Annotated in this window: 14 protein-coding genes; 8 read left to right on the top strand and 6 right to left on the bottom strand. The window is 63.9% G+C overall.

The features are described from left to right. Positions 1-16: 16 nt before the first annotated feature. From QZY01_RS07900 to QZY01_RS07890, 3 genes are all read left to right on the top strand, one after another. A complete protein-coding gene (locus tag QZY01_RS07900; protein WP_294535543.1) occupies positions 17-1,213 on the top strand; it encodes a murein transglycosylase A in 1,197 nt (398 codons plus the stop codon). 30 nt (positions 1,214-1,243) lie between these two features. After that, complete coding sequence (locus QZY01_RS07895; RefSeq protein WP_294535542.1) at positions 1,244-1,858, top strand: Smr/MutS family protein; 615 nt, start codon at positions 1,244-1,246, stop codon at positions 1,856-1,858. A gap of 65 nt (positions 1,859-1,923) precedes the next feature. Beyond that, the gene (locus QZY01_RS07890) at positions 1,924-2,931 is read left to right on the top strand and encodes an adenosine kinase (RefSeq protein ID WP_294535539.1); all 1,008 of its coding nucleotides are present in this window, start codon (positions 1,924-1,926) and stop codon (positions 2,929-2,931) included. 51 nt (positions 2,932-2,982) lie between these two features. On the opposite strand, the gene purH is transcribed toward QZY01_RS07890, so the two are convergent. From purH to QZY01_RS07875, 3 genes are all read right to left on the bottom strand, one after another. Beyond that, complete coding sequence (purH, locus tag QZY01_RS07885; protein ID WP_294535536.1) at positions 2,983-4,572, bottom strand: bifunctional phosphoribosylaminoimidazolecarboxamide formyltransferase/IMP cyclohydrolase; 1,590 nt, start codon at positions 4,570-4,572, stop codon at positions 2,983-2,985. Positions 4,573-4,841: 269 nt separating this feature from the next. Further along, positions 4,842-6,587, bottom strand: coding sequence for a heparinase II/III family protein (locus QZY01_RS07880; RefSeq protein WP_294535533.1), 1,746 nt, complete (start codon positions 6,585-6,587; stop codon positions 4,842-4,844). A 95-nt stretch (positions 6,588-6,682) separates the two neighbouring features. Beyond that, the gene (locus QZY01_RS07875; protein WP_294535529.1) at positions 6,683-8,131 is read right to left on the bottom strand and encodes an RsmB/NOP family class I SAM-dependent RNA methyltransferase; all 1,449 of its coding nucleotides are present in this window, start codon (positions 8,129-8,131) and stop codon (positions 6,683-6,685) included. A 137-nt stretch (positions 8,132-8,268) separates the two neighbouring features. Between QZY01_RS07875 and QZY01_RS07870 the strand changes: the two genes are divergently transcribed. Continuing rightward, complete coding sequence (locus QZY01_RS07870; protein WP_294535526.1) at positions 8,269-8,508, top strand: DUF1674 domain-containing protein; 240 nt, start codon at positions 8,269-8,271, stop codon at positions 8,506-8,508. Positions 8,509-8,526: 18 nt separating this feature from the next. Beyond that, a complete protein-coding gene (gluQRS, locus tag QZY01_RS07865; protein ID WP_294535523.1) occupies positions 8,527-9,450 on the top strand; it encodes a tRNA glutamyl-Q(34) synthetase GluQRS in 924 nt (307 codons plus the stop codon). A 68-nt stretch (positions 9,451-9,518) separates the two neighbouring features. Here gluQRS and QZY01_RS07860 read toward each other — a convergent pair whose 3' ends face one another. The 3 genes from QZY01_RS07860 to QZY01_RS07850 form a co-directional block, all read right to left on the bottom strand. Continuing rightward, positions 9,519-10,049 carry a L,D-transpeptidase gene (locus tag QZY01_RS07860; protein WP_294535521.1) on the bottom strand — a complete coding sequence of 177 codons (531 nt, stop codon included), beginning with the start codon at positions 10,047-10,049 and terminating at the stop codon, positions 9,519-9,521. 210 nt (positions 10,050-10,259) lie between these two features. Next, the gene (acs, locus tag QZY01_RS07855) at positions 10,260-12,197 is read right to left on the bottom strand and encodes an acetate--CoA ligase (protein WP_294535518.1); all 1,938 of its coding nucleotides are present in this window, start codon (positions 12,195-12,197) and stop codon (positions 10,260-10,262) included. A 257-nt stretch (positions 12,198-12,454) separates the two neighbouring features. Continuing rightward, complete coding sequence (locus tag QZY01_RS07850) at positions 12,455-13,084, bottom strand: invasion associated locus B family protein (protein ID WP_294535516.1); 630 nt, start codon at positions 13,082-13,084, stop codon at positions 12,455-12,457. A gap of 201 nt (positions 13,085-13,285) precedes the next feature. Between QZY01_RS07850 and QZY01_RS07845 the strand changes: the two genes are divergently transcribed. The 3 genes from QZY01_RS07845 to QZY01_RS07835 all read left to right on the top strand — a co-directional run bounded on the left by QZY01_RS07845 (position 13,286) and on the right by QZY01_RS07835 (position 15,820). Beyond that, positions 13,286-14,263, top strand: coding sequence for an NADPH:quinone oxidoreductase family protein (locus QZY01_RS07845; protein ID WP_294535513.1), 978 nt, complete (start codon positions 13,286-13,288; stop codon positions 14,261-14,263). Between the two features lie 110 nt (positions 14,264-14,373). Next, entirely contained in the window at positions 14,374-14,970 is a 597-nt protein-coding gene (locus QZY01_RS07840) for a LemA family protein (RefSeq protein ID WP_294535510.1), read from the top strand. Between the two features lie 19 nt (positions 14,971-14,989). Continuing rightward, the gene (locus QZY01_RS07835; protein WP_294535507.1) at positions 14,990-15,820 is read left to right on the top strand and encodes a TPM domain-containing protein; all 831 of its coding nucleotides are present in this window, start codon (positions 14,990-14,992) and stop codon (positions 15,818-15,820) included. Positions 15,821-15,855: the final 35 nt, after the last annotated feature.

Below are 15,855 nucleotides of genomic sequence, written 5' to 3'. Positions count from 1 at the left end.
GCGGCGCAGGCCAGAATTGAACGCAAGGACCAAGGGCGTCCGGATAGCCGGCGCCTTCACCCCCCTATGGGCCTTGTTCGGCCTCGTCGGCGCCATTTCGGTCGCGCCCTGCAAGGCCGGGGAGACCCGCTACCGGCTGGAGGCATCAAGCTTCGCCGCGCTGCCGGGATTTGCCGCTGACCGGCATGGCGAAGCCTTGCGGGCATTTTTAAAATCCTGCGCCGCGCCCGCGCATCGCGCGGCCGCGACCTCCATTCTCCGGCCAGGCGCTCTTAAGAACGCTTGCGTTGTGGCGGCGTCGGAAGAAAGCGCGACAAATCCCCGCGCCTTTTTCGAACAAAATTTCCAGCCCTTCCGCATCGTCGCCGAAAATACGCCGGAGGCTTTTTTTACCGGCTATTATCAGCCGGAGATTGCCGGCTCGCTGGTCCAGAGCGCGGAGTTTCCGACGCCGGTCTACGCCCCGCCGCCGGATTTGACGGCGCTGCCGGAGGGCAAGCGAGTCGGCGCCCTGGCCGAACTGACCGCCGCGCGGCGCGGACCCGATGGCGGCCTGACGCCCTATCCGGATCGCGCCGCCATCGAGGACGGCGCTCTGGATCATGTGCCAAGCGTGCGCAAACTAGTCTATCTGCGTGACAAGGCCGATCTGTTTCTGACGCAGGTGCAGGGTTCGGCTCGGGTGCGGCTCAACGACGGGCGCATCCTGCATCTGTCTTTCGCTGCGCGAAACGGCCAGCCCTACACGGCGATCGCCCGCGTTCTGGTGCAGCGTGGGGTGGCGCCTCCCGCCGAAATGACCATGCGGCGGCTCGTGAACTGGCTCCGCCGCAACGGCCTGGAGCGCGGCCAGGCCGGAGACGATCTGCTGCGGCTCAATCGGTCCTTTGTGTTTTTCGACGCAAGCATCGACAAGGACGCGGCCCGGCAACCGGCGGGCGGAAGCGGCGTAGGGCTGTCGCCATTGCGCTCCATCGCCATCGACGCCCATATCTGGCCCTACGGCCTGCCTTTTTATATCGACGCCCGCCTGCCCTGGCGCAGCGTCGAGCTTGAGCCGTTCCAGCGCCTGACGATCGCGCAGGACACCGGATCGGCCATCGTCGGGGCGGCGCGCGCGGATATTTTTTTCGGGCTGGGCGACGAGGCCGGGTCGCGCGCCGGCGAATTGCGCCATCATGGCCAGTTCTTCCTGCTGCTGCCCAAGGATTGAAAGCCAACGAGACGCCATGGATCGAGGGCGATGAAAAACGGCGACAACAAGCGCCCGTCTCGCAAGCGGCTCCTGTCATGGGAGGAGATCGCTCTGTGGCGCCACGCGACCGCCGATGTGAAGCCGCGGGGGAGGAAAGCTCCGCCAGAGAACCGGCCCGATTCCCAAGCGGAGCTTCCAACTCCGCTCGCCGCTAAATCTCCACCGGCTGCAGCCGCGCGAAAATTCCCTTCGCCGGCCGTCGTCGCGGCGCCGCAGCGGCAGGCGAAAGCGCCGGCGACCCCGGCGCCGCTCGCGCCTTTGGATCGCCGGCTGAAAAGACGTCTGTCCTCAGGCAGGGCGGAAATCGACGACGTGATCGATCTGCATGGCATGACTCAGGCGCAGGCGCACCGGGCGTTGAACACCTTCCTGTGGCGGGCGGCGGAATCGGGCGCGAAAATCGTCCTGGTCGTCACCGGCAAGGGAAAAATGCAGGGTGCGGGTTTCGACGGCGGCGAAACCGGCGTGCTTCGCCGCCATGCGCCGCATTGGCTGCGCGATTCCTCGCTTCGCTCTATTGTCCTGTCCGTCGAGGAGGCGGGTCGGCCGCACGGCGGATCGGGCGCGCTTTATGTTCGATTGCGCCGGCGCCCGCCGGTTTGAAGAAAGTCTTGACGGGATCGGCCCTTGCGGGCATTTGGCGGATCGGACCATTCAGGGGGACTCCCATGGCTGCGTATAAATTTGACGTGCTGGGCCTCGGCAATGCGATTGTCGATGTCATCGCCCCGGTCGACGAGGATTTTTTGATCGCCGCCCGCCTTCGCAAGGGCGGCATGCAACTGGTCGACGAGGCGCAGGCGGAGGCGCTTTACGACGCCATGGGCGCGACGACGATTGTTTCCGGGGGCTCCGCCGCCAATACAATCGCCGGAGTGGCGAGTTTCGGCGGCAGGGGCGCGTTTGTCGGCAAGGTTCGCGCCGACGAGGCCGGCCACGCCTTCGCCCATGACATCAAGGCGGCGGGCGTGCATTTTGCGACCCCGGCGACCCCGGCGGGGCCCGCGACGGCGCGCTGCCTCATTCTGGTGACGCCGGACGGGCAAAGGACGATGAATACTTTTCTCGGCGCCTGCCAGAACCTGACCTGCGAAGATATAGACGGCGCCGATGTCGCGGCCTCGAAAATCCTCTATCTCGAAGGTTATTTGTGGGATCCGCCGGAAGCGAAAAAGGCTTTTGTCGAGGCGGCGCGCATCGCCCATGACGCCGGGCGCGAGGTGGCGCTGACGCTTTCCGACCTGTTCTGCGTCGATCGCCACCAGCAGGAATTCTTGAGCCTTATCCGCGACGGCGTCGTCGATATTTTGTTCGCCAATGAATCGGAGCTTCACGCCCTCTATCAAACGGCGGATTTCGACGTGGCGCTGGCCGCCTTGCGCCAGGAGAATATTCTCGCGGCGGTGACGAGATCCGAAAAGGGCGCCATTATCGTCAAGGGCGCCGAAACCCACGTAGTGCCGGCGGCTCCGATCGAAAAACTGGTGGACACGACCGGCGCGGGCGACTTGTTCGCCGCCGGCTTCCTGACCGGCTACACCCGCAACGAACCGCTCGGCCGTTGCGCGCGCCTCGGCGCCCTGGCGGCCAGCGAAATCATTCAGCATTTCGGCGCGCGTCCGGAAATCCGCCTCGCGCGCCTGGCCGAGCAAAGCGATTATCTCCACGCGCTATGAGCGCCGGGAGTCGCCCGCGCGACGGGCGCGTCCGAAAAGTTTTGCGCCGGCTCAGTGGCGGAAGTGGCGATAGCCGGTCATCACCATGGCGAGGCCGGCCTCGTCTGCGGCCTTGATCACCTCGTCGTCGCGCATCGAACCGCCGGGTTGGATGACGGCGGTGGCGCCCGCTTCGGCGGCGGCGAGAAGCCCGTCGGCAAAGGGAAAAAAGGCGTCGGAGGCGACGACCGAACCCTTGGCCCAGCTTTCGGCGGCGCCCGCCGCTTTCGACGCCTCGGCGGCTTTCCAGGCGGCGATTTGCGACGAATCGACGCGGCTCATCTGGCCGGCGCCGATCCCGACCGTCGCGCCATCCTTGACGTAGACGATGGCGTTGGACTTGACATGCTTGGCGACGCGGAAGGCGAATTTGAGATCGGCGAGCTCCCTTTCGCTCGGGGCGCGGCGGGTGACCACTTTGAGGGCCATGTCATCGACGACGGCGTTGTCGCGCGACTGGAACAACAGGCCGCCTGCGACGGAACGCACGCCGAGGCCCCGCGAGCGCGGATCGGGCAGGCCGCCGGTCAGCAAAAGCCGGAGATTTTTCTTCGCGGCGATCAGGGCGATGGCTTCTTCATCTGCGTCGGGCGCGATAATGACCTCGGTGAAGATTTTGACGATTTCGGCGGCGGCGGCGGCGTCGAGCCTGCGGTTCAGGGCGACGATGCCGCCAAAGGCCGAGACGGGATCGGTGGCTTGGGCGCGCAGATAGGCTTGCTTTAGATCGGCGCCTTCCGCGACGCCGCAGGGGTTGGCGTGTTTGATGATCGCCACGGCGGCTGTGCGGGAAGGGTCGAATTCGCCGACGAGTTCGAAGGCGGCGTCGGTATCGTTGACATTATTATAGGAGAGTTGCTTGCCTTGGACCTGCCGCGCGGTGGCGACGCCGGGCCGCTCATCGCCGGTCTTGTAGAAACCCGCCGTCTGATGCGGATTTTCGCCATAGCGCATGGATTCGGCGAGTTTGCCGCCGACGGCCCGGAATTCGGGATTCTCAGCGCCGATCTCCTGCGCCAGCCAGTTCGAGATGGTCGCGTCGTAGACGGCGGTGCGCGCATAGGCTTTCTGGGCGAGTTTGCGGCGCAGACGTAGATCGAGCGCGCCGCCGTTCGAGTCCATCGCTTCCAGAATGGTCGCATAATCGGCCACATCGACCACAACCGCTACGTCCTGATGGTTTTTCGCCGCCGCCCGGATCATCGCCGGGCCGCCAATGTCGATATTCTCGATTGCCTCGTCCCAGTCGGCGCCCTTGGCGATGGTCGCCTCGAAGGGATAGAGATTGACTACGAGGAGATCGATCGGCTCGATCCCATGCGCCAGCATGGCCGCTTCATGTTCCGGGTTTTCGCGGATCGCCAGCAGGCCGCCGTGCACTTTCGGATGCAGCGTCTTGACTCGCCCATCCATCATTTCGGGAAAGCCGGTCAGGTCCGAGACGTCCAGCACCGGAAGTCCGGCGTCTGCGAGGGCCTTGCGGGTGCCGCCGGTCGAAACGAGCGCGACGCCGCGCTGGGAAAGGGCGCGGGCGAAATCGATCAGTCCGGTCTTGTCGGAAACGGAAAGCAGCGCACGTTCGAGGGCGCGTATATCGGACATGGCTTGAACTCTTGAGGTCTTGTGGTTTGGCCCCGGAACATGCCGCCCTTCGCCGGGGGCAAGGAGGATGGGAGGCAAGAAGGATCGGGGGCGGCAGGGTTCCGAGGCAGGACGGTTCGCCGGATGGCCGGAAAACCAGCCAAGGCGTATGGATGCGCGCCGCCCTTAGCATGTTTCAGGAAAAACGGAAATGCGCGCCCATGCCTGTTCGACGCCTTTCGATTCGTCGAACTCTTCGAGATTGTGACAAGTCGCCCGGGCGCCCGCAGTCAAGGAGCCTGCTCGACGGCCAGAGCGGCGGCGAGTTGCGGGGGCGGGACGCAAAAAGACCAGGCGACTTCATCAATGTCAGCGGCGACGCCATAAACCACGATCTGCTCGCAGGCGCGCGGGCCTTCGGGCGCCGCGAAATAGATGCTTTCCTCAATATCGACTGGCAATCCGCCCGCCTCGAAAGTCAGCGTCGCGCCCGAGGCGGTCCGCAGCAGCACCCCCTGCCCCTCCCAGATCGGGGCCAACGCGACGCCGGGGGCGATGTGAAAGCGGATGGCGTAATTCACGTCCGTCATTTCACCGCCGCGCGGCGCGACCAACCGGTCGCGGCCCAGCAAACGTTGGCCCTCGGCGGGCAAGGACAACCTTCTTTCGTGGATCACGCCGAACCGGCGCTGGTAGCCGTCATGCGAAGCGCCGACCGTCGTTCCTTCGGCGTTTTCCACCCGGGTCACCGGGACATGGACGGGACCGGCCAGAATTTCACCGTCGAACCAGCTCTCGACGCCAAGTCGGGCGCTGAATAGACAGGAGGAGGCATCGTTGATTGTCAGGGTCGAATGCGCCGCCGTGGTGCGGGCGCTGGCGCGAAGATCAGGGCGGCGCGGGCCGGGACTGCCGCAATTTACCACAATCCGCTCAATGCCGAGCGAAAACTCGAAGGACAGGCAGCCGGCATGGGCGCCGCCTGAGAACAGCGGCGGCGGCGGCGGCCCGGTATCGACGATGACCAACGCCTGCTCCGCCTCCATCCGCTGGTAACCGGAATAGCGCGCGTTGAAAACAGGCCGCCCGCGCGCGTCATCATAGGACAAGGCGATGGCGATTCGGTCGGGCGCGGTCACGCCCATGCCGTTGAAAAGGGCAAGGGCGCCTTCGGGATGGCGGAACAGCCGCAAGGCCGGGGTCATCCGGTCGATTGCGTTGAGCAGTTCCGGCGGCGGCGACATGCCGCGCGCCGCGAAGGCCTGGCGCAAGGGCAGGAGGTCGAACAGCAGGTCGACCAGCGTCTGTGGGTTGCGGCCGATCGGCCCGCCGTCGAGCAGAATCTGCCTTAGCAATTGCGCGTTCAGCGCGGAAACGGCGCCCTTGAGCAGCGGCGCGCCGCCCTGTGCGCAAAGGGCGAAGGAGGTCATGGCGATGGCGGCGGTCAATTGCAAGTCACCGGCGAGCTCGTCGTGGGCCTGCCGTCGCAACAGCCAGTAGCCGCGCGAAAGCACGCGGATGAAACGCCGGTAATCGTCGTAATCGACGCCTTCGAGCAACATGGGCGACTGGCTGAGCCACGAGAGCGTGCGCCGCGCCACGACGCCCGGCTCCCAGGCCGGCCAGTCGCGGGATCTGCCCGAAGTCGCGATGAATTCCTTCACCAAGGATCGGGCGTTGGCGCGCGCCAAGGCGGAATTGGCGGCGCGCAAATGCCGCAGCCAGCTGAAGCCGTGGAGAATTCGCGCCCATTCCGGCGACGGGGGATGGATCGAGAAAGGCGAGCGGCCATGCGAATTGACGATCTTGCCGGCGAAAGCATAATAGCCGGCGTAAATATCGGCTGCGGTGGTCGGATCGCCGGTGCGAATGTCCGGAGGCGCGATCAGCAGTCTTTCCGGCTGGCGCGCGCGCCACTGGCCGAGCGCCAGAAAGGGACGCGTCAGGCCCACTCGCAATTTGACGGCGCCGCGCGCGGCCAGCAGGCGGAAGATTTGCAGACGTTCGGCGAGAGGCGAGAAGCTTGAAACCGTCAATGGCGACCCATTCTCCGCTGCCCCGGCAACAGGCCGCCCTCGGCGCGAAGGCGTCCCCAGCCTTGGGAGAATGGCTCAACATTATTAATTAACAGCTAATTAACTCGCTTGAGGCGCGCGATGAAAAATCCGTCGAGGCCGCGCTGGCGCGGGTCTTCATGGGGCAGGAAACAGGGCAGAAGACGCAGGTCGCCTTCCGGCGTGGCCGCCTCCTCGGGCAAGCCCAGCGGGCCTGGATCGATCTTTTCGCGAATGATGTCGGGATTTCTGCGAAGCATGGCGGCGATCTGCGCCTCGCCCTCCTCCGGCTCCAGCGAGCAGGTGGCGTAAACCAGCCGGCCGCCCGGCTTGAGCAGGCTCAGGGCGCGGTCGAGAATTCGCGTCTGGACGGCTGCGAGCGCGGCGATGTCGCCGGGCTTCTTGGTCCAGACCACGTCGGGACAGCGCCGCGCCGTGCCGGTCGCCGAACAGGGCGCGTCGACCAGGATGGCGTCGAACGGCTCGGACCTGAAGCTGGCGGCGTCGCCGACGGCGATGACGGTTTCGAGCCGTAGCCGCGAAAGATTGGCCGAAAGTATTTTCAGGCGTTCGGCGGAGCGGTCGAGCGCGGTCACATCGGCGCCGGTGACGGCGAGTTGCGCGGTCTTGCCGCCGGGCGCGGCGCACATGTCGAGCACCCGCTCGCCGGGCCGCGCTTCAAGCAGGCGAGCCGGCAAAGCGGCGGCGGCGTCCTGAACCCACCACGCGCCGGCCTCATAGCCCTCCAGCTCGCGGATCGGCGCATGGGTTTGCAAACGAACGGAGCCGGTCGGCAGCACGCGGCCTCCCAGTTTTTCCGCCCAGCCCGCCGGATCGGCCTTGACGGTCAGGTCGAGCGTCGGCTCGTCGCGATTGGCCGTAGCGATGGCGTGCGCGCGGTCCTCGCCGTAGACTCGCCGCCAACGGGCGGAAAGCCAATGCGGCGTATCGTCCTCGAGCGGGTCGGACTGACCCAGAAATTCTTCGCGGCGGCGAATCAGATTGCGCAACACGCCATTGACCAGATTGGCGAAGGGCGCGCTCTTGGAGTCGAGCCGCGTCGCGCGCACGGCGAGATCGACGGCGGCGTGATCGGGCGCGTCGAGAAACAGAATTTGCGCGCTCGCCGCAATCAAAATCCATTCGAGCGCTCCGCAATTGCGCGGCAGGCCCTTTTCGACCAATTGGCTCAGGGCGAGGCGAATGGTGCCGAGGCGGCGCAAGGCGACGGTGGCGATAGAGCGCGCCAGACCGCGATCGCGTTCGTCTAGGCCGTTGACGCGCGAAGGCGCCGCTTCGACGGCGAAACGTTCGTCAAGCGCGTGGCCGCCCTGCACCACGTCGGAAATCACGGCGGCGGCGGCCACCCGCGCGGCGAGGCCGGGATGGGCCAGGGCTTCGATCGAAGCTTGCTCTTGCGAATAGGGCCTCGCAGCCGATCCATGCTTCGCGGGTCCGCCGGGGCGGCCGACAGATTTGCCGCCGGACGACCTGCCGCCGGACGACTTGCCGAAATTCTGGGTCATTCGCCCCGTAATCAAGTGGGAGTTGCGCGCACGCGGGTTTCGATTATGAATCGGCGTGAATTTTTTTACCACAGCGGAGCGTCGTTAGCCATGCGCGCCCCGGCGGGAAGCGAACGCGAACAGGAAAAGGCCCCGGCATGACGCAATCAGATCGCCTCGACAGCCAGAGCGAAAACGAGGCCCGGTCCACGGCCGTTGCCAAAACCTTGACCAAAACCTTGAGCCCACCGGCGCAACGCGCGCTCGACGAGGCCGAGGAACGTCGCCGCGAGGCCCCGCCGGTTCCCGCCTTGCCGCCGGAATTCAACGGCCCGAAGGGTCCGGAGCCGATCCGCTATGGCGATTGGGAGCGCAAGGGCATAGCCAGCGACTTTTGAAGGCTGGCGGACCATAAAATGGCCGATCTCAAACCGGCGCGGGGAACCATCGCTTCGGCCAGGGCCGGCGTGCGGCGGGTTTTCCGTTTCGCGCCCTCGCCCAATGGCTATCTTCATCTCGGCCACGCCTTTTCGGCCTTGCTCAATCGGCGGCTCGCCGAGGAAAGCGGCGGCCGGCTGCTGTTGCGCATCGAGGATATCGATCCTGAGCGCTCGCGCCCCCATTTCGAGGCGGCGATTATCGAAGATCTGGCCTGGCTCGGCCTCGCCTGGGAACAGACGCCGCGCCGGCAATCGGAGCATATGTCCGACTATCGCGCCGCGCTGGACCAATTGACGCGACGCGGCCTCGCCTATCCTTGTTTCTGCTCGCGCAAGGAGATCGCCGAGGCCTGCGCCGACCGCAAGGATTGGCCGCTGGATCCCGACTTTTCGCCACTTTATCCGGGCGCCTGCCGTCATTTGTCGATGGCGGAGCGCGCGTCCCGCATCGCTGGCGGCGCGCGGTTCGCGCTGCGGCTCGACATGGAGAAGGCCTTGGCGGAGGCCGCCGCGCCGCTGATCTATCGGGAATTCCACGAAGGTTCAGACGGCGCAGTCGTCGGCGCGGCGCCGGCGCTTTGGGGCGACGCGCCGATCGGACGACGCGACGCGCCCACTTCCTATCACCTCGCCTGCACACTCGACGATCACCTCCAGGGGGTCACGGACGTGGTGCGCGGGGTCGATCTTGAGGCGGCGACAGGTCTGCACCGGCTGCTGCAGGCTCTTCTTGGCTTGAGAACGCCAGATTATCGTCACCACCGGCTCGTGCGCGACGAACACGGACGCAAACTGGCGAAAAGCAAGTCGGCGGTCCCTCTGCGGGAGTTGCGCGCCAAAGGAACGACGCCGGAGGCCTTGCGAGCGTTCTTGGCTTTGGAGATGGGCCGGGACTTTTGAAAAAACCGACGGACAGGACTCCCCCATGCCGGAAAGGCCTGCCCGCGAAAACAATCAGGCGTCTTATTTCAAGGTTGCATGACAACATGCGTGCCAACGCTGACGCGACCGTAAAGGTCGGTGACGTCCTCGTTGAGCATGCGGATGCAGCCATAGGAGGCCCGGGTGCCGATCGAGCCGCGCATGGTCGGCGACGTGCCGTGAATGGCGATCTGGTCGCGATCGAGCGTCATGGCGGCGACGCCCATTGGATTGCGCGCCGAACCGCCCCGGATCAAATTGGGCAATCCGGGGTGATCGTGTTTGACCACGGCCGGCGGCGTCCAGTCGGGGTGGAAATATTTCCCCTGGATATGGGCCGATCCCAGCCATTCCTTGCCCGGTTTGGCGACGGCGACCGGATATTGGATGGCCGTTCCATCCGAAAGAATATAATAGAGTTTGCGCTGACTCATGCTGATGACGATCGTCCCGGCGTCATAGGCCGAGCGGAAGTTCACGACGTGGGTATTGGCCTGGGCGGGACCGATGGGAGCGGACAGGCCGAAGAGGCACGCGCCAATGAGCGCGCCGGTTTGAAAGTTCTTGAAACTGCGCATCGACAACTTACTCCGACGGAAGAACGTCGTCATCTGACGGCGATGCTTCAAAATTGCCGGCAAAAACTTTCCAAAACTAGCGTAACGGCGCCACAGCTCGCCCAAAATTCGCCCGAATGGTAAACTTCTCGTTGATTTGTTTCAGGCGCAAAAAAAAGCCGGGCGGATTTTTCCGCCCGGCTTTTGCATTTCATTTTCTAAGATGCGGGTTCAGCCGCCGCGATTCTGGATCAGGTCTTCGACAACGGTCGGATCGGCAAGGGTCGACGTGTCGCCAAGCGATCCGAAATCGTTTTCGGCGATCTTGCGCAGGATGCGGCGCATGATCTTGCCCGACCGGGTCTTCGGCAGGCCGGGCGAGAACTGAATCACGTCCGGCGAGGCGATGGGGCCGATTTCCTTGCGGACCCAGGCGACCAGCTCCTTGCGCAACTGTTCGGTCGGCTCGATGCCTTCCATGATCGTGACATAGGCATAAATGCCTTGGCCCTTGATGTCGTGCGGATAGCCGACAACAGCGGCCTCCGAAACGGCGGCGTGGGCGACCAGCGCGCTTTCGACTTCCGCAGTGCCCATGCGATGACCGGAAACGTTGATGACGTCATCGACGCGACCGGTAATCCAGTAATAGCCATCGGCGTCGCGACGGCAACCGTCGCCGGTGAAGTATTTGCCTGGATAGGTCGAGAAATAGGTCTGCTGGAAGCGCTCATGGTCGCCATAGACCGTGCGCATCTGTCCAGGCCAGGAATCGGCGATGACCAGATTTCCTTCGCAGGCGCCTTCGATGACATTGCCCGAGGCGTCCACGATCTGGGGCTGCACACCGAAGAACGGGTTGGTGGCCGAACCGGGTTTCAGCGCCGTCGCGCCGGGCAGCGGCGTGATGAGAATGCCGCCGGTCTCGGTCTGCCACCAGGTGTCGACGATCGGGCAGCGGTCCTCGCCGACCACCCGGTGATACCATTCCCAGGCTTCCGGATTGATCGGCTCGCCGACCGAACCGAGCAGGCGAAGGCTCTTACGCGAGGTCTTCTTGACGGGCTCCGCGCCCGCGCCCATCAGCGAACGGATCGCGGTCGGCGCGGTGTAGAAAATATTGACCTGATGCTTGTCCACAACTTCCCAGAAGCGGGAGATCGAAGGGTAATTCGGAATGCCCTCGAACATCAGGGTGGTCGCGCCATTGGCGAGCGGGCCGTAGACGATATAGCTGTGGCCGGTCACCCAGCCGACGTCGGCGGTGCACCAGTAGATATCGCCGTCGTGATAGTCGAACACATACTGATGGGTGATCGCCGCATAGACGAGGTAGCCGCCGGTGCAATGGACGACGCCCTTGGGCGCGCCAGTTGAACCGGAGGTATAGAGAATGAAAAGCGGATCCTCGGCGTTCATCTCGGTAGGCGGGCAGTCGGGAGAGGCTTTCGCCACTTCTTCATGCCACCAGAAATCCCGACCCTCTTTCCAGGCGACATCGCCGCCGGTGCGCTTGACGACGATCTGGCTTTGCACGATGCCGCCGGTCTTTTCGATGGCAAGGTCGGCATTTACTTTCAGCGGCACCTTGCGGCCGCCGCGCAGACCTTCATCGGCGGTGATAAGAACCTTGGACTTGCAGCCCTCGATGCGTCCGGCGACCGAATCGGGCGAGAAGCCGCCGAACACGATCGAATGGACGGCGCCGATACGGGCGCAGGCCAGCATGGCGTAGGCCGCCTCGGGAATCATCGGCATATAGATGGTGACGGTGTCGCCCTTGCCGATGCCCCTCGACTTCAGCACATTGGCGAAGCGGGACACTTCCTCGTGCAGCTGCTTGTAGGTAATTTTCTTGGACTCTGCCGGGTCGTCGCCTTCCCAGATGATCGCGACCTGATCGCCGCGCGTGGCGAGGTGGCGATCGATGCAATTCAGCGAGACGTTGGTCGTGCCGTCCTCGAACCATTTGATCGACACATTATGCGGATCGAACGAGGTGTGCTTCACCTTGGTGAAGGGCTTGATCCAGTCGATGCGCTTGCCTTGCTCCGCCCAGAAACCCTCCGGGTCGGCAACGGACCGCGCATATAATTCCTTATATTTCGCGTTGTTGATAAAGGCGCGCTTTTCCCACTCCGCCGGAACGGGATAAATTTTTTCCGACATTACTTCCTCCCGGCCAAAATCGACGCCGCTGCTTTCGTGCAACGCGCGCCGTTTGATCTAAAACCATTATGGCCCAACGGCTCGAAGGCTCACAAGCAGGCACGGCGTCACACTTTGGTCCTGCGACCTTGGGGGAAGCCCTCAAATAGACAACAAACCGCAGGTTTTTTTCGCTCAAGCCTTCCTCAGAGGCCGCAAGGAAACCTTGAAGCGGGGAATGGCGCCGGGCGCGCAACCCTTGGCGGCTAGCTCCCGCATCATTGGCATTGCTTGCGCGCCTTGTCGAGGGCCTGGGAAAGTCCGGCGAGGGGATAGGTGTCGGTAGTGACCTTGCCCTTGGTGGAGGCCGCCTTGACGACCAGCTTCGATCCTTTCTTCATCGCTTCGATGAAGTGGCCTTCCTCGGCCGGATTCTTGATCCAGGCGTTGGAGCCCTTCGAAATCAGGCCGAATTCGTCATCGCCGATCGTGGCCTGCGCTTCGCCGCCGTCCTTCATGGCGAAGCCCATGATGATCGATATTTCGTTCTTGACGTTTTCCGCCGGGCGATAGGAGATGAAAATATAGGCGGCGTCGCGCTTCACCTTGCCGGGCTCCCGGTTTTTCGGCTGGGCGAGCGCATAGCAGGTTTTCGCCTTGCCCTGGGTCTCATAGACGCCCCAATCGCCAAATGTGCCGATCGACGCAGCCTTGCCGGACTCTTTCCCGGCCTTGGCGTCCTTGGTCTTGGCGTCATCGTGTCCTTTCTTCTTGTCCGCCTTGGCCTTGTCGGATCTGGCGCCGTCGGCTTGCGCCCATGCGCCGCCCATCGGCCCGAAGGTGAAGACGACGGCCATGGCGACGCCGGTCAGGACGGCGCGCAAGCGAGAGGCGGAAGGAGGATTCATGAAGCAACCGTGAGTTCAAGTGGACAGGAAACGAATCACGTCGCCCGGATAATAGCGCCAATCCGCCTCAGGCTGGAATGCGGCCCCGCATGCCATTATGCCTCGATCCCGGCGAAAATCGGACCGCTGACAAGACAAGCGACGGCGCATTATAGTCGCCGTGACTAGAGGTCAGATAGCCGTTGAAACGGAAAAAACGCAATGATCGCTTTGCTTTGTGAACGATTTGGTCCGCCCGAAAGCCTCGTTTTGCGGGAATTGCCCGATCCCGCGCCCGGCCCCGGCGAGGTCATGGTCGCGCCATCGAAGGTCGCGCTGAATTTTTTCGACACCCTGATCATCGAAAACAAATATCAGCTCAAACCGTCCCTGCCCTTTTCGCCCGGCGGTGAATTCTGCGGCCACGTCGTCGCTTTGGGCGCGGGCGTGCAGGATTTCGCCGTCGGCCAACGCGTCGCCGGCTATTGCTCCTTTGGCGCCGCGCGCTCGCGACTCGTCCTCCCGGCGACGAGCCTGCTGGCCGTTCCAGACGGCTTGAGCGACGACCGGGCGGCCGGCCTGTTCATCACCTATGGCACAACGCTTTATGCGCTGCGCCAGCGGGCCGATCTGAAAGAGGGCGAAACCCTCGCAGTACTCGGCGCTTCCGGCGGCGTCGGCCTGGCGGCGGTGGAAATCGGCAAGGCCATGGGCGCCCATGTCGTCGCCTGCGCCTCCTCGCCCGAAAAGCTGCGTTTCGCGCAAGGCTATGGCGCTGACGAAGGGCTTGATTATTCGGTCGAGGATCTGAAGGAAGGACTGAAACAGCGCACCGGCGGCAAGGGCGTCGATTGCGTCTATGACGCGATTGGAGGCGCGTGGAGCGAAGCGGCCTTGCGCGCCATGGCCTGGAAGGGACGTTTTCTGGTGGTTGGCTTCGCCTCGGGCGAAATCCCGAAAATTCCGCTCAACCTGACTTTGCTGAAGGGTTGCGCCATTATCGGCGTCTATTGGGGCGAATTCGTCCAGCGCGAGCCGCGGCTTCATCTTGAAAACATGGCTTGGATTTTCGACTGGACGGCGCGGAAAATCCTTTCGGCCCATGTCGATCGCGTCTATCCGCTGGCCGAGGTCGCGCAAGCGTTGCAAGCGATCAAGAGCCGAAAGGCGCAGGGAAAAATTCTGCTTTCCATTCCGTGAGCGCATTTTTGCTCTAGCTTAGCGTCCAAAGCTTGCCTAAATTGTGGCGTTACCCACGCAGCGCGCGTGCCGCGCCGCGTGCAACCCCCTCCATTTGAGGATGCGCTGCAATGGCTTTCCCGAATCGCCTGCGAAATTTCATTGCCGTCGCCCTGCTCGGGCTGAGCCTGTCGGCCTGCGGCTACAACACCATTCCGACCGCGGAGGAGACCGCCAAGGCGCGCTGGGCCGACGTCGAGAATAATTACCAGCGCCGCGCCGATCTCATTCCCAATCTGGTGGCGACCGTCCAGGGCTACGCCAAGCAGGAAAAAGACGTGCTGACCGGCGTCATCGAGGCGCGGGCCAAGGCGACCCAGGTCCATGTGGACGCCGCCGACCTCACCGATCCCGACAAGATCAAGCAGTTCCAGGATGCGCAGTCCAAGCTTACCGGCGCGCTCGGCCGGTTGCTGGCGGTCAGCGAAAACTATCCGGATCTGAAGTCGAATCAGAACTTCCTGGCCCTGCAATCGCAACTTGAGGGAACCGAAAACCGCATCGCCGTCGCCCGGCGCGATTATATCGCGTCGGTGCGCGATTATAATCTGACGCTGCAGACCTTCCCATCGATCCTCTGGGCTTCCACGGTGTTTCGCAGCAAGAAGCCGATGGCGTCGTTCACCGCCGCCGAAGGCGCGCAGACGCCGCCCGCCGTCAAGTTCTGAAAGGTTTCCGGGCGCGCCGATGGCTCAAGCCCAATTCCCAGGCCGGTTCGCAGCCGGCGCCTTGAGGCGCTGGCTGCCTTTTTTGTGGCTTTTTCTGACGCTGGCCTTGACACTCACCGCCTCGGCCTTCGCCCAGGACTTGACCTTTCCCGCCCTGACCGGGCGCGTCGTCGATCAGGCCAATCTCCTGCCCGCAGACACGCGTCTGGCGCTGGAGCAAAAATTGGCGGCGCTCGAGGATAAATCCGGCATTCAATTCGTCGTCGCCACGGTCTCCTCCCTTCAGGGCCAGGAGATCGAACCCTATGCCAATGAATTGTTCCGTCATTGGCTACTGGGCGAAAAAGCCAAGAACAATGGCGTGCTGCTGCTGGTCGCGCCCAAGGAAAGAAAAGTGCGGATCGAGGTCGGCTATGGCCTTGAGGGCACTTTGACCGACGCTTTGTCGAAAGTTGTCATCGCCCACGCCATCGCGCCGCGATTCAAGGCAGGCGACTTTCCCGGCGGGATCACGCGCGGCGTAGATGACGTCATCACTATCCTGACCACCGACGCCAACGAATGGACCAGGAAGCCGCAAGTTCGCGCCGACGATCCGGACGCCGTCTTTCAGTCCCTTCTGCCTTTCCTCATTGTCGCTTTCGTCATTTTCATAATCTGGAGCAATCGTGGCGGCGGAAGTGGCGGCGGGCGAGGCAGGCGAGGCGGCGGCCCGTTCATCATCCTGCCCGGCCCGGGCTCTTTCGGCGGCGGCGGGGGCAACTTGGGCGGCGGCGGCTTTGGGGGCGGCGGAGGTTTTTCCGGCGGCGGCGGCTGGTCGGGCGGCGGCGGCGCATCGGGGGATTGGTGATGCGAGAGGCTTTGGACGAGGCGGCGATCGTCGCG

It is taken from the genome of uncultured Rhodoblastus sp. (assembly GCF_903903185.1).
Lineage (GTDB): Bacteria > Pseudomonadota > Alphaproteobacteria > Rhizobiales > Beijerinckiaceae > Rhodoblastus.
Note: the sequence above shows the minus strand (reverse complement) of the source record. Positions and strands in the feature narration are given on the sequence as shown.

Bases quoted from the DNA above. Each gene is read 5' to 3' on its own strand.
- QZY01_RS07895 (WP_294535542.1), top strand. From the start codon at position 1,244: ATGAAAAACGGCGACAACAAGCGCCCGTCTCGCAAGCGGCTCCTGTCA.
- QZY01_RS07890 (WP_294535539.1), top strand. From the start codon at position 1,924: ATGGCTGCGTATAAATTTGACGTGCTGGGCCTCGGCAATGCGATTGTC.
- purH (WP_294535536.1), bottom strand. From the start codon at position 4,572: ATGTCCGATATACGCGCCCTCGAACGTGCGCTGCTTTCCGTTTCCGAC.
- QZY01_RS07875 (WP_294535529.1), bottom strand. From the start codon at position 8,131: ATGACCCAGAATTTCGGCAAGTCGTCCGGCGGCAGGTCGTCCGGCGGC.
- QZY01_RS07870 (WP_294535526.1), top strand. From the start codon at position 8,269: ATGACGCAATCAGATCGCCTCGACAGCCAGAGCGAAAACGAGGCCCGG.
- gluQRS (WP_294535523.1), top strand. From the start codon at position 8,527: ATGGCCGATCTCAAACCGGCGCGGGGAACCATCGCTTCGGCCAGGGCC.
- QZY01_RS07860 (WP_294535521.1), bottom strand. From the start codon at position 10,049: ATGCGCAGTTTCAAGAACTTTCAAACCGGCGCGCTCATTGGCGCGTGC.
- acs (WP_294535518.1), bottom strand. From the start codon at position 12,197: ATGTCGGAAAAAATTTATCCCGTTCCGGCGGAGTGGGAAAAGCGCGCC.
- QZY01_RS07850 (WP_294535516.1), bottom strand. From the start codon at position 13,084: ATGAATCCTCCTTCCGCCTCTCGCTTGCGCGCCGTCCTGACCGGCGTC.
- QZY01_RS07845 (WP_294535513.1), top strand. From the start codon at position 13,286: ATGATCGCTTTGCTTTGTGAACGATTTGGTCCGCCCGAAAGCCTCGTT.
- QZY01_RS07840 (WP_294535510.1), top strand. From the start codon at position 14,374: ATGGCTTTCCCGAATCGCCTGCGAAATTTCATTGCCGTCGCCCTGCTC.
- QZY01_RS07835 (WP_294535507.1), top strand. From the start codon at position 14,990: ATGGCTCAAGCCCAATTCCCAGGCCGGTTCGCAGCCGGCGCCTTGAGG.